The organism is Algoriphagus sp. Y33, from assembly GCF_014838715.1.
GTDB lineage: Bacteria > Bacteroidota > Bacteroidia > Cytophagales > Cyclobacteriaceae > Algoriphagus.
In genome coordinates this window covers 1,532,810-1,546,045 of sequence record NZ_CP061947.1, presented here as the reverse complement: position 1 = coordinate 1,546,045, position 13,236 = coordinate 1,532,810, and the positions used below count along the sequence as shown (strand labels likewise).

Here is a 13,236-nt window from a genome sequence, read left to right as displayed (position 1 = left end):
AAATCAGATATGCATATCCACCATCTTCAAATTGCTTGTGTTCTGCAAGTACCAGTTGTATGTTTTTGTAATCCCTTCTGTTAAGGATACGCGCGGTTCCCAGCCCATCCCTCTTATTTTACTGATATCCATGACTTTACGTAGGGTACCATCCGGTTTATCCATATCCCAAAATATCTCTCCCTCATGGCCTACTACGCTTTGAATTCTTAATGCAAGGCTTTTAATTTCAATATCATAGCCAGTCCCCACATTTAGGACAGGATATGGCGTATCATTATCCAGCAAAAAAATAACCGCATCAGCAAGATCATCTACGTAAAGAAATTCACGTAACGGCCTACCCGTACCCCAAAGCTTTACAGGCTGATTGCCATTGATTTTAGATTCATGAAATTTTCTGATCATAGCAGGCAGGACATGCGAGCTGTTTAGATCAAAATTGTCAAATGCCCCATAGAGATTTGACGGCATAATAGAAGTGAACATTCTATTCTTCTTCCGAAAGATTGCCTCACAGGCCTTAATACCGGCAATTTTGGCTATGGCATAACTTTCATTAGTAGACTCCAGCGGCCCCGAAAGAAGATACTCTTCCTTTATGGGTTGGGGAGCTTTCTTGGGATATACACATGAGCTACCGAGGAAGAGGAAACGTTTCACGTTTTCTTCCAGAGAGCTACTGATCAGATTGTTTTGAATCTGTAGGTTTTCAACCAAAAATTCATATGGATAGCTGTCATTTGCCAAAATACCCCCGACTTTGGCAGCAGCGTCAATGACGATATCAGGTTTCTCCTCTTTAAAAAATGCGGACACTTCATACTGATTTCTCAAATCCAAATCCCTACTGGACACACCTATAAGATGCTCTGCGCCCCGGGCTTGCAAAAGCCTCCATATAGCAGACCCAACCATCCCACTATGTCCCGCTACGTAAATTCTCTTTTTCAAGAAATCCATAAAAACCCAATTATTAATTCAATTACTTAAATAAACGGTTCGCCGTTTTGCCTAAAATCTTCCATTCGCTTCATACAAAATCCTAAAATCTTCTTCTGTTGAATTTTTACCCATTTCGAACTGGAAAACAGATACTTAATCCAACTCTAGAACCCTCATCACAGTGAACATCGGCTTTTGTGCCTCTGCTAATTGCGTCAAATATAAAACTTGGATGTTGAAGTAAAAAATTTTAAAATACATTTTTAATAACTTGAAATGCTTTTTTTATAGTTTGAAATATATTTCAAGAAACTTAACCATACAATATTCCTAAAAAACTGAATTAATAGACTTAAAAAATTGAATATTTATAAAAATCAAAATTTTAAATTTTCTTAAATGCTTAAAAAATAAAACAACCATATATTCCATTACTGTTTTCCGCACAATTGCGACTTATTGCACCTACTCAGTGACTTTTAGACACTACCCAAGGTAGGTGTCATCTATACCTATCAAATAGCATGAGTACCAAATGTGGAATGCGCTCAGAAGATAACACTTGCTGCCCTATTCGCTCTTTCCCGCTCCGGGTTGAAAACTGAACCGGGAATACAGTACAGTGATTACCCTTACGGATGTAGTCTTTGCAGTAGGCTATATGTATCTCCCCCTCATTTACTCTAAGCTTGGCTTCCGCAAGCCTGGCAATAACGGCTGACTTCATATGTTCCGCTCCGAATCTTTTTCAAAGTCAGTCCAGCTCTCTTCATCGATGCCGGCTGTTACCGCCCTGTCTCACCTTGCTGTAAGTCTTTGCTACTTCGTAGTACACTATAGGTGCTGTCTTCTTTACGTGTACATCCATTTCGATACCCAATTGCACAGGTTGTCAGTATGAATATCCATCTGAATAACCCGAACCCTTCGCTATTCTCTCCTTTCAGAAAGCGTCTTCACTACTATACTACTATGGTCGGTCGACTTCTGTCCCCTCCACCTCTGTGATGTAACTCCACAGGACGGAGATCCCCGGTTCCGTACCTGAACCCAGAATCCTGTATGACGGCGGGCATGTGCCAGTAGTCAGGTAACCGCTTCGCTTGTCTATACATCCCCGGCAGGATGTGATTTTGCCCTGCGGCTCAGTGGTTTCGTCACTTCGTCAACAATTCATTTGCATTCATCTCATAATCCCACACGTAACAGTTGTACCGCCTTCTCCCGGTACGTTCACCACAGCAGTTTTACAGCTTTTGCAACTCTGGTTGGTTTGATAACCCCGCCTGAACAGCGTTACCGATACTCCGACCCTTTGGAAAACGGCATGTATCATCTCAAATACCGCATGTTACAGCCAATCCAGACGGCTGCAACTTCACTGCACAAGCCAAGGCGCACAAGTTATTGCAGCCATTAATTGCTTCAAAATCAGCCATTACATTGCTGTTTTCGAGTTCACCATATCCTTCGCGGCGGACTCGCTCTCCAAGCAGGCTGATTTTCTTGAAATTAATGTCCTTCCCGCTTAAAATCGGGACAGGCTATAACGCAGCCTAATGCATAATCCGGGTTTTATCCCTAAGAAAAGGCTTAATCCAATGTTCAAGTTGAAGATAAATTGACTTGCTGTCGAATCTCACAGATAGCAGCAGATCAATCAGCTGTAAGCAGATGGTTTTTATACCAATACAACTTATACAAAAAATACACCTCAGTGCCCCCAGTCCGCAGGCAAAAAACCAACCTTTCATAAACAAATTCTCTGCATGCCGGCCTTGAATTAATCAACGATCATTTTAATCAACCTATAGATTATCAGTAAACCAGAGGAAACTCATGTTTCGACAAAACAGCAAATATAAGTATTTCAATATTTAATAAAAATATTGAAATACAATATAAAATTAATTCAAAATATTACGTCATAAATTTAATTTTACAGAAATACGAATATTTTTTTTATAACAACTTAATTGCATTTCAAATAAATATATTTGTTATTTGTTAAAATTTTGAAGACCAAATGGCTCTCACAGGATTATTTCCAAACATCTCACGAATATGAATACGACAGGATCGGAATTTTTAGGCTACCCAATGTTCAACGGTCAATTGGGCGATCTCTTTCAAAAAGGGAAAACGATTATCAATACACTAAACCAATACAGCTTTTGCATCGCAGAGGAAGACAAAGCGTTTAAGAGTGCGTTGATGAGCTCTGATGTCCTATTGCCAGATGGAATTTCGATAGTACTATCAGCTAAATTTCTAAATGGAAATCAGCTTGAAAAAATAGCAGGAGCAGATCTTCATGACTTTGTATTAAAGTACCTAAACAATGTGTATGGGAGCTGTTTCTACCTTGGTTCTAAGCAAGAAACCTTGGATGCTATCCAACAGAAGTTGGGCAGATCATATCCTAATATTTCACATGCGAGCTATTCTCCCCCATTCAGAGACGAGTTTTCTGAAGAAGAGAACGAAGAAATGATTGCCCGTATAAATGAATTTTGCCCAGACGTATTATTTGTGGGAATGACTGCGCCAAAGCAAGAGAAATGGGTTCACGCCAACAGGGATAAAATTCAGGCTACCTACATTTGTACGATCGGGGCGGTATTCGATTTTTACTCAGAAACGATAGACAGACCCTCCGATTTCTGGGTCAGAAATGGACTAGAATGGTTTGGTAGATTTATAAAAGAGCCTAAAAGGCTTTGGAGAAGATATCTTCTCTATGGAGGCATTTATGTAAAATACATCGTCTTTTCAAAGCTAACCCACAAATTACGGTTTTAATAAAATGTCGCTCACGATAGATAATTTCATCGCCGTCAAAGATTTAAGCTGGAACAAAGATTTCATCTATAAGTCCTATTCGATCAATCATCTGGACTCATTCCAAGTTGCACTAAAAAGATTCGTTGACCTTTCTATCTTTACTTTGTTTTTTGTTTTTGTTGGCTGGTGGCTTTTTGTCATTATCGCATTATGCATTTCCTTGGAATCCAAAGGACCGGTTATTTTCAAACAGCTTAGGCACGGAAAAAACAACAGACCTTTTTACTGCTATAAATTCAGAACGATGAAGCATAAGGTCAGTAGTGAATTTCTTCAGGCGCAAAAAAACGACCCAAGAATTACCCGCGTAGGATCAATTCTTCGTCGAACCAGCTTAGATGAACTACCACAGTTATTCAATATTCTGATCGGTGAAATGTCCATAGTGGGGCCAAGGCCTCACGCACTATCAATGAACAGGGATTATTCCTATAAAATAAATGATTTCATGTTCCGTCATATGGTGAAACCAGGGCTTACGGGACTTGCGCAGGCAAACGGATTCAGAGGAGAAATAAAGGATGAATCAGATATGAATCATCGGCTAGCTTATGACTTTTTTTACATTAAAAAATGGAGTTTGACTTTAGATTTCATAATAATCCTGACAACATTTAAGTGTATTTTTTTCAACAATAAAAACGCATACTAATTTTCTCTTAATTAGAATCCCGCTGTCCGCACTGTCGTTAATCAAATTCTCTGTATAGTTCCCACTTGAAGTTGACACATTTTTAATTGCTTTTTCTTGTCATAAACTTTTGATACGACACTTCAAATTCAGCACAAGTTTCGCCTTTATTTGAAGTAATAGTTCAAACCTGTCCATAGATTTAGCAAACTTCAGGATTACTTAAGCTAGGGATTGAACCCTCTAGCTGGCATACACTAAAATGCTGTTACAGGACGGAAGAATCCCATCTCTGGACACACTGGGCCATTGAGACCAGTTTCACAACAATTTTCTGAATGTGTGAAATATGTAAGATATAGTCAAGATAGTACAACAAGTCCCATCCTGCTTTTTGGAACTTTGCATTTAATCTCATTTCAAAAAGATGCTGTTGTGAAAAACTGTTTTGACACACCCAGTCCAATTAATTTTGAGTTTTTCCATATCACTCTAAGAATGACACCTATAACTACACATACTACTATCCCCGTCTAGTGGTGAAATTCCAATAGCACTCGAAGCTTATACTAGAGTAGCAAATCCAATCTTATGAGAGTTTCAGTCCAACGAAAAAGCGTAAACTTCCTACCCGACTCCAGCCGGGTAGTCGCACGTTATTTTATAAACGGAGATCTGCGGACCCGTAATTTACTAAGCCGCATATTCCTGTTGACGGAGACTCAGGTGAATCAAGCCTTGGAACAGACCTTGCGGGAATTTGCCAGCCGACACAGGAATATTTCCCGTCTCTTTTATAAGCATTGTGAAAATATCCGTGGGATTATTGAAAGTATGGGAATCACCTATAATTCCCTCTCCAATGAACAAAGAATGCTTATCGGCTCCTATTGTACCATGGAGTTTTCCTTGGAGTCGGCTGCATTTTTCAACCCTTCTATAATTGCGGATTTTGATCAGTCCTATCTGGAACAAGGGGAGACACGGGTCATCATCTCCTTTCGCGCAACAGGTGAAGGACATATTTCTTCCCTAGTATTTAGAAGAGCTATCCTGGATGCGAATAACAACCTTCATTTATATAAAATCGGAGATTATATAGACAAGGCAGAGATTTCTCATAAACAACTCTACGATAAGAAGCGGTTTATTAAGAGACTTAAGGAAATGCATATTGAAGAACAGTACACCAAGAGTATCATGAACAGTCTTCCCGACCGGTTTGAGTACTATGTGCTGAAAAGCACAATCAGCAACTTGCTTCAAGACCAAGAACTATCGGCTAGCCAACGTGTAGCTTTCGAAGAGATTACCTGGCTGGTGGATTCTTTTTATGACGTCCAGTTTCATAAAGACTCCGACCTTACCGAACGAGTGATATTTCCTATTTCCGAATCTGAAAGTAACGGGATTGAAGATGCACGCTTTGTGAGATTTGTTGAAGACGATGGATCAACCAAAGTTTATGCTACATACACCGCATATAACGGGCATACCATTTTACCCAAATTGATCTCTACGGAGGATTTCTACACATTTCGCATCATGCCCCTACATGGGAATGGTGCTCAGGGGAAAAATTTAGCACTTTTCCCCAAGAAAATAAATGGAAAATATGCCATGCTTTCCAGAGTTGATGGGGTAAACAACTACCTTATGTACTCAGATCGACCCACTCTTTGGAACAATCCCCAACTTATACAGGAACCCAAATTCACTTGGGAATTTACCCAAATAGGTAATTGTGGATCACCGCTATGGACTGAAAAAGGGTGGCTGATCATCACGCACGGAGTCGGACCGATGCGCCGCTATTGCATTGGAGCTTCTCTTTTTGATTTGGAAGATCCTTCCAAGGAAATCGGTAGATTAGAAGAACCCCTGCTGATGCCCCTGGAAGAAGAGCGAAATGGCTACGTCCCCAATGTCGTCTATTCCTGCGGATCTATAATCCATAATAATAGCCTTATCCTTCCGTATGCTGTTTCGGATTACTCCTCCACCTATGCCGTAGTGGCGATGGAAGAGCTTTTTGCCGCATTGATGAACTAATTTACGATCTTCCTTCCACTACTCTTTCATAAGCCTTTTCGTAGGATTGTATCATACAATCCCTGCTGAAATTCTTCACTGCGTGAGTTCTGCACATTTCAGGACTAAGTTGGTCAAGGTTGTTCACGGCTTCTGCCGCTTCTGCCACAGAGTGAACCAAATAGCCGGAAACACCGTCAGCTATTAACTCCGGCATGCTGCCCCGTGAAAATGCAATAACAGGGGTGCCACACATCATCGCCTCGAGAACGCTTAATCCGAAGGGCTCTTCAAATGAGATAGGATGAAGTAATGCCTTGGCGCCTCGTAAGACCAAATCCCTGTCTTCCTTGCCCAGATTACCCAAATACTGGATGGAAACTCCATTTATATGAGCTTCGATCTGTGTTTTAAAATAATGTTCATCCTGAATGAGACCCGCAATTTTTAGGGGCATGTTGGCTTTTTCAGCTATCGTGATCGCTTTATCCAAGCCTTTCTCCGGATGTATTCTGCCAAAATACAATAAATATCCTTCCTTGGTCTTTTGGAAGGTAAATAGTGACGGATCTACGCCATGATAAATGGTATCCAAATAGGTTAATTCACTACTTCTATCAGTATTTGAAATTGAAATATAGGCTGATGAAGCATTGTATTTTTTGTATACCGGGATGATTTTAGGAGAAGAGAAGCCGTGAATGGTCGTAATCATAGGCGTTTTGATCAACTTGGAATAGGTAAGCGGAAGAAAATCAAAATGATTATGGATGATGTCAAAATCATCTGCCTGCTCCATCAAGCTACTGATGTGCAGGCACTCCATAACTTTAGGATCGCAGGAGCGATCCATTTCATAAGGCAATTTACAGACTGCTTCCAACTTTGCAGCAGTAATTGAATCCCCACTCGCAAAAAGACTCACTTCGTGCCCCTTTTTCACCAAGGCTTCAGTTATCGTAGATGCTACCTGTTCCCAAGGTCCGTAGCTTTCGGGGGGTGTTCTCCAAGCTATTGGAGATAAAACAGCAATTCTCATAGCTCTTGGAATGAGGGCTCTTTCTCCCAGGTCTTTAATAAATCGGCCTGATAAAATTCCTCATAGGCCTGAAGTACTGTCAAATGAGATATAAGATAGGCCAGTGAGCTCTCCGCCCCTTGATTACGATTGATTCCGTAATTCTCAAAACCATCACAACAGCCCTTAGTCTCAAAATCATAGAGACTCATACGCAAATCATTTTCACCCAAAAACCACATAAAAGAATCAAAGAGTTTGTTCAGGTATTCCTTCGTGCCGGTAAGTAAAAAGGCCTGATGGAACATTAATACCATTGCCATGGCATCAATGGGCTGTTGGGCAAAGAAGGATCGCTCCCCGTCTTTGGCAAACCACTTATCATTTCCTATCACTGACAGTGTACCGTCTTTCAAGGTGTGTTCTTCGAGGAACTCCATGGAAGCCATAGCAACTTTAATCACCTCCCGATCCGGTATTATTTGAGCGGAATGCAACAGTGCCAGAGGTAATATCCCGTTGTCATAAGCAAGCAACAACTCAAACCACTTCCAGTTCTCCGAATGGTTCAGGTTATATTGGGCTATTAGTTTATCGGTCAAGTTCTTCAATACCCCCATCATCGGCTCGTCAGAAGAATTCGTTTTTAAGTAATAACATATCCCAATAATTGTATTGGCGATACTTCGTATGGATTTAAGTTTGTCGAAGTTAGGCAATGCATCAAAAAACACAAGTTTACCGGTTTGATAATAGGCATCGTTGGGAGCATTGCCTATCAGATATCCCAAGGACCAAATCGTTCTTCCAAAAGAATCTTCAGACCCTACTTCATCCAGAAAATTGCGGTTGAAACTCAGGAAATTTCTAAAGCTCCCATCTTTGTTTTGCATGTAGTGGATGTAACTAAGGTACACAGGCATAAACTCTAATGCCTGCTCATCTTTTTTCTGCTTATAGGTCATCGAAACCATCAATAGCGCACGTGCATTATCATCCAGGCAATAGCCCTCTTTTAGATTGGGGATCCCGAATTTTGCATGTTGGATAATCCCGGTATCATCCGTCAGTCTTTTGATATGCGTAAGTGAAAAAGCGGGAAGCAAAAGCAAATCGATCACAGTTTCCTTTTTGTCCACCGGCTGCTTTGGAAAGGAAAGCAAACTGTTGCAAAGGTGTAGGTACTTTTTACCGACTTTTGGCCAAGTAACATTTTTCCCATGTTCATAGGCATTGGACTGAATCTGCCGTAACGTTTCGGGATGATCAAATAAGTGATTTAATGTCGAGGCCAGTCCCGCTATATCGCCAAAATCAAAAAGTCTTCCCCTATCTTCCGTAAGTAATTCTGCAGCATGCCAATAAGGCGTGGAAACCACAGCGCATCCGGCTCCCATGGCATAAGAAAGAGTTCCGCTGGTAATTTGGGCTTCATTGAGATAAGGGGTGATGTAAATATCACAGGCACTCAAATACTTAAATAGCTCAATCTCACCGATAAACTCATTAAGCATCAGCACATGAGACTGAAGATTGAGGTTTTTGATAAGTAACTGCAAGTAGGTGCGGTACTCTTCACCTGCATGTCTCAATACGTTAGGATGGGTTTTGCCCAGCACGATGTAAAGTGCATCCGGATGACTGTTAATAACTTCGGGCAAGGCCTGAATGACAGTTTCAATCCCTTTGTTGCGGCCGATAAAACCAAATGTGAGAATTACTTTTTTCTTGGTCAGTTTAAAATCTCTTTTTGACTCAGCCCTGTCAAAATGTATATCCGGAACGCCGTGCTCTATCAAAACAATTTTCTCCTGAGCCACATCATAGATTGTTGTTAAAAAAAGTATGGCTTTATGGCTCATCACAACCACTTTATCAGCCATTTTGCAGATTTCCTTAAGGATTGCTTTCTCGTTATAAGAGGGTGTTTCCAAAATTGTATGAAGCGTTACAATGCAGGGTATATCCAAGCGATGCAAAAGCGGCAAAATATAAACTCCACTTAATCCCCCAAAAATCCCAAACTCATGCTCTAAAATACAAACATCCGAACCGCTTAAATTGATAAAATTTGCCGCTTCCAAGTAATCACTCTGCTGCTCCTGCTGAATTTGAAGTTTCACCTCCGTTGGATAGACGTAATTTTGGCCACTGTCATTCATTGCCACAACTACTACCTCGTTGTTTCGCCCCCCAAATTTATCAACACCCAACATGGATTTTGTCAGGTTTTGGGTAAATGTGCCTATTCCACATTCCCGTGGAGGATAAGTACCTATGTAAGCTAGTTTCATTTTAATTTGTTAAAGCACTAGTACGAAATTCCAAATTGTATTTCGAGCTGACTATGCTGTGTTTGAGTCTGATATAAAATCGATTTTCACCGTGTTTGATGGCGGAGAAAAAAAATGTCATGTACTCCCTATTTCAATCAACTGATGAATTGACGGGCAATAAAGGTATAAAAGTCACTTAGGTGTTCCGTTACATAAAACACCAAGAGGCTTACATAAATCCCACATTTACTCAGACAAAAAAGTTTTTAACTTATAATACCAATACATATTTGAGCCTAGGATGTCAGTCTAATTCCCCTGTCCGCAGCGAGATACCTATCAACCGATATCCATCTTCTGTTTTTAAAAAGTTGAAATGATCTTGGACTAATTCACCTGAAGCATTTTTTGCACTTATCACCACGTTCATCACTGGGTATTGTATTTCTTTTGCTCCACCACAGTTATTAAAATAGAGCTCAAACGCATCGCTTTGATAGATATAAGGGTTCAATCCATCGACAAAAATGCTATAATCGGCGTTGTCGCTCATTAAGTACAAAAGCTTGCTATTTATCAACTCAAAATCCCTGTCTACAACTAGCTCCCTTGTTTCCGACACCCAGCCATGTTTGTCGCTATAGTAAGCTATATTTTCATGGCAAGTTTCAGTAAGTTCTTCTTTGATAAAATCCCTCGCTATAAACCCTTTTAACACTTTCAAAATAACAAACAAAAGATACCTCCACAAAAAACTTCATTAGGGAAGACTTCTCTGTAGAGGATCAGGAGCTTCAGGCTTGCTTTAAGATGCGGCTATTCCAAAACTATAGCAATTTTGATAATCGCAGACCGAGGCTCCAAGTAGTAGATTCCCTCCGGGAAACTCCGCATATATGGACCTGGAAGAATAAGCGACAGCCGCTCCATTTACATATAGAAACAGGTATTCAACGGTTACAGTTTCCGTAGAGGCATCATAGGTTCCTTCAATGGTCACCGTCACATTACCGTCTTCATATGAGGTGAAAGTTTCATAGAAGGGTGTAACCATCTGACACGCATCAACGGATCTTTCCGGCACACTACTTCCCACCGTGGGCTGAAAACATAACACTGAAACAATTAGTGCGAATAACATTTTAAAGTTTTTCATGGAAAATAAAGTTTACGTTTGAATTAAAAATACATGCTTAAACTAAGTTATTTTTTTGTAACAACAAAGTTGTAACAGCCCTTAATCTTTAAACCCCACTTTACAATAGTCCTTGCTCTTCCAGACGTGTCCTGGTTTCGGCATTATCTGCCCAAAATTTCTTCTCTACTCCCTCCCAGATTTTTTTGAATTCCGGGTGATTTTTGATTTCATCTGCAATAGGATCCTGATTCAAAAATAAAATCACCCAATACTGGATATGATCCTCCTCAGAAAAGAGTCGAAAATGGGACAATGCTTTTTCAAAATCTCCTTCATGCACATAATACATGGTTAAGCCCAAGTTTTTATAGGCAGTTTGGTCATTATCCAGATAGTTTCGATAGCTCTCTATGAATCCTCGTCCTTCCTCCTTTTTTCCCATTTTTTCATATACCACTCCAATAAGCATATTTTCGTGGACGTATACATTCAGGTTATTGTTCTCCCTGAACCGATTGAAACGCTCATAGTAGTAATAGGCCGAATCATAATCTCTGAGATAATAACTGACTTTCCCCAGATCCTGCAGAATATCAAAGCGGGAGGTATCTTTGTCAAATTCGATTTTCAACAATCGCCGCGTGTGACCCAGATCATAATCCTGTGCATAGCTCACAAATGCCTTGACATAACGGGAATACATATTGCCTGGGAAATAGTTTAAAGATTTGTCCAGGTAATCACTGGACTCATCTACAAATCCTGTTTGGATCAAGGCATTTCCCAATCTTAAATAAAAGTAACTGGCAGCCACAGAATCACTTGATCCTGCATCCAATTGCACTCCTCTGAGTGCATACTCAAGGTACTTTTCAGTATCAGGAAGGTGATTGGCATAAAAGTCGGCAAGCAGTCCGATGAGCAGCGAAGAATTGGGTCTGTATTCCAATCCTTTTTCAAGAAATGGTAAAGCTTGACTATATTCTTTTTTGAGAAGGTAGTACATGGCTTTAGCAATCAGGCTTTCGCCCAAGGATGGATCATAAAGCATGGCTTTGTCTGCATAAGCTCCCAACTGATCCAGATGGACCTTCTCTGCTTTGAATAAATCATAATAGTAAAAAGCCATTCCGGCACAGGCATAAGCCAACGCAAAATGTTCATCCTCCCGAATTGCTTCTTCAAAGAAGCGGACGGATTCCAGCAAGTTATCATCCCCGCCTATATTCAATAGATCTAATCCCTTCATAAAAGAGTCGTAAGCTTTCAGGTTCTCTGTGGGCTCTTTTTCTATTCTGGATTTTTCTTCAGGAGTAATAACTGCCTGTATTTCCTTAGCTATGTCTTTGGAAATTTCCTGTTGAAGGGTAAAAATATCATTGACCTCTCTCCTATACTGCTTACTCCATAAATGGCGATCTCTAGCTCCATCAATAAGCTGTATATTCAGCACTATTTTGTCTCCAACTTTTTGACCACTGCCTTCCACAAAATAATTTACGTTCAGCTCATCGGCCATTTCCGGAATGGATTTATCGCTCTCTCTGTATTTTTCAGCGGAAGTCCTACTAAGCACCCTCAGGTCTTTTATTTTCTGTAGATTATTCAGCGTGGCCTCCATCAGTCCGTTAATGAGGTAAACATTCGTGGAATCAGCACTGTCATTTTTAAAGGGCAGTACGATGATGGATTTTTCCCCACTGAGTTTTTCTTCAAAAAAGTCTTGACCCATCCAAATCCCTACCATTACAAATAACAGGATAATTCCCGGCGCTGCCAGTATCCATTTTCGGTTTCTTAACGTAGAAGCCGGTTGGTCCGAACTTTTCTCAACAACAATACCGGAATGCTTGCCCACCTCCCCCGGCGGATAACCATAAAACTCCCGAAAGCACTTAATAAAATAAGAGGGACTGTTGAATCCTACTTGATGGGAGACCTCAGAAACATTCCAGGAACTGCGGCGAAGGAGCTCCATCGCCTGCTCAAGACGAACCTGATTAATAAATTGACTGACGGAAAGATTTGTTGTTTTCTTAACCTTCCTCAGCAGATTGGATCTGCTCATATGCATCTCCTCGGCCAACTCGGCCACACCAAATTCCTCTTCGGCGATATGCAAAGTTATCTTTGCTATTAACTGATCCAGAAATTCTTTTTCCCGAGGAGGTGATTCGGACATACTATTCTTTAATTATAAATCGCTATAAAAATTTAGCCAACCACGTTAAAACCCCTATCTAAGTGCTGAATTTAGGCTTTTTGCATCATTTTTTATATCGCTGCGCCATAATTGATATTCAAACGGTAAATGCTTATGCTTTTGGAAGCATGGCTGTTTAGTCCGGCCATG

The 13,236-nt window shown here is 40.4% G+C and carries 10 protein-coding genes; 3 read left to right on the top strand and 7 right to left on the bottom strand.

What is annotated here, in order from left to right; all coding sequences use genetic code 11:
* Nucleotides 1–3 precede the first annotated feature (3 nt).
* Together ID165_RS06295 and ID165_RS06290 are read right to left on the bottom strand one after the other, a co-directional pair.
* The gene (locus ID165_RS06295) at nucleotides 4–963 is read right to left on the bottom strand and encodes a GDP-L-fucose synthase (protein ID WP_192349517.1); all 960 of its coding nucleotides are present in this window, start codon (nucleotides 961–963) and stop codon (nucleotides 4–6) included.
* 484 nt (nucleotides 964–1,447) lie between these two features.
* Nucleotides 1,448–1,672, bottom strand: coding sequence for a hypothetical protein (locus ID165_RS06290; protein ID WP_192349516.1), 225 nt, complete (start codon nucleotides 1,670–1,672; stop codon nucleotides 1,448–1,450).
* Nucleotides 1,673–3,009: 1,337 nt separating this feature from the next.
* Between ID165_RS06290 and ID165_RS06285 the strand changes: the two genes are divergently transcribed.
* The 3 genes from ID165_RS06285 (at nucleotide 3,010) to ID165_RS06275 (ending at nucleotide 6,472) form a co-directional block, all read left to right on the top strand.
* Nucleotides 3,010–3,747: a WecB/TagA/CpsF family glycosyltransferase gene (locus tag ID165_RS06285; RefSeq protein ID WP_192349515.1), complete on the top strand. Its 738-nt coding sequence runs from the start codon at nucleotides 3,010–3,012 to the stop codon at nucleotides 3,745–3,747.
* 4 nt (nucleotides 3,748–3,751) lie between these two features.
* Complete coding sequence (locus ID165_RS06280) at nucleotides 3,752–4,441, top strand: sugar transferase (RefSeq protein ID WP_192349514.1); 690 nt, start codon at nucleotides 3,752–3,754, stop codon at nucleotides 4,439–4,441.
* Between the two features lie 570 nt (nucleotides 4,442–5,011).
* Nucleotides 5,012–6,472, top strand: a complete 1,461-nt coding sequence (locus ID165_RS06275) for a glycoside hydrolase family 130 protein (protein ID WP_192349513.1) — start codon at nucleotides 5,012–5,014, stop codon at nucleotides 6,470–6,472.
* 1 nt (nucleotide 6,473) lies between these two features.
* Here ID165_RS06275 and ID165_RS06270 read toward each other — a convergent pair whose 3' ends face one another.
* The 5 genes from ID165_RS06270 to ID165_RS06250 all read right to left on the bottom strand — a co-directional run bounded on the left by ID165_RS06270 (nucleotide 6,474) and on the right by ID165_RS06250 (nucleotide 13,065).
* Entirely contained in the window at nucleotides 6,474–7,490 is a 1,017-nt protein-coding gene (locus ID165_RS06270; RefSeq protein WP_192349512.1) for a glycosyltransferase family 4 protein, read from the bottom strand.
* Nucleotides 7,487–9,763 carry a glycosyltransferase family 4 protein gene (locus ID165_RS06265; protein WP_192349511.1) on the bottom strand — a complete coding sequence of 759 codons (2,277 nt, stop codon included), beginning with the start codon at nucleotides 9,761–9,763 and terminating at the stop codon, nucleotides 7,487–7,489. Before ID165_RS06265 ends, ID165_RS06270 begins: the two co-directional genes overlap by 4 nt.
* A gap of 286 nt (nucleotides 9,764–10,049) precedes the next feature.
* Nucleotides 10,050–10,469 carry a hypothetical protein gene (locus ID165_RS06260; protein ID WP_192349510.1) on the bottom strand — a complete coding sequence of 140 codons (420 nt, stop codon included), beginning with the start codon at nucleotides 10,467–10,469 and terminating at the stop codon, nucleotides 10,050–10,052.
* Nucleotides 10,470–10,550: 81 nt separating this feature from the next.
* Nucleotides 10,551–10,901 (bottom strand): hypothetical protein, encoded by a 351-nt coding sequence (locus tag ID165_RS06255; protein ID WP_192349509.1) that lies wholly within the window; start codon nucleotides 10,899–10,901, stop codon nucleotides 10,551–10,553.
* A 100-nt stretch (nucleotides 10,902–11,001) separates the two neighbouring features.
* Entirely contained in the window at nucleotides 11,002–13,065 is a 2,064-nt protein-coding gene (locus ID165_RS06250) for a helix-turn-helix domain-containing protein (protein WP_192349508.1), read from the bottom strand.
* Between the last annotated feature and the right edge of the window lie 171 nt (nucleotides 13,066–13,236).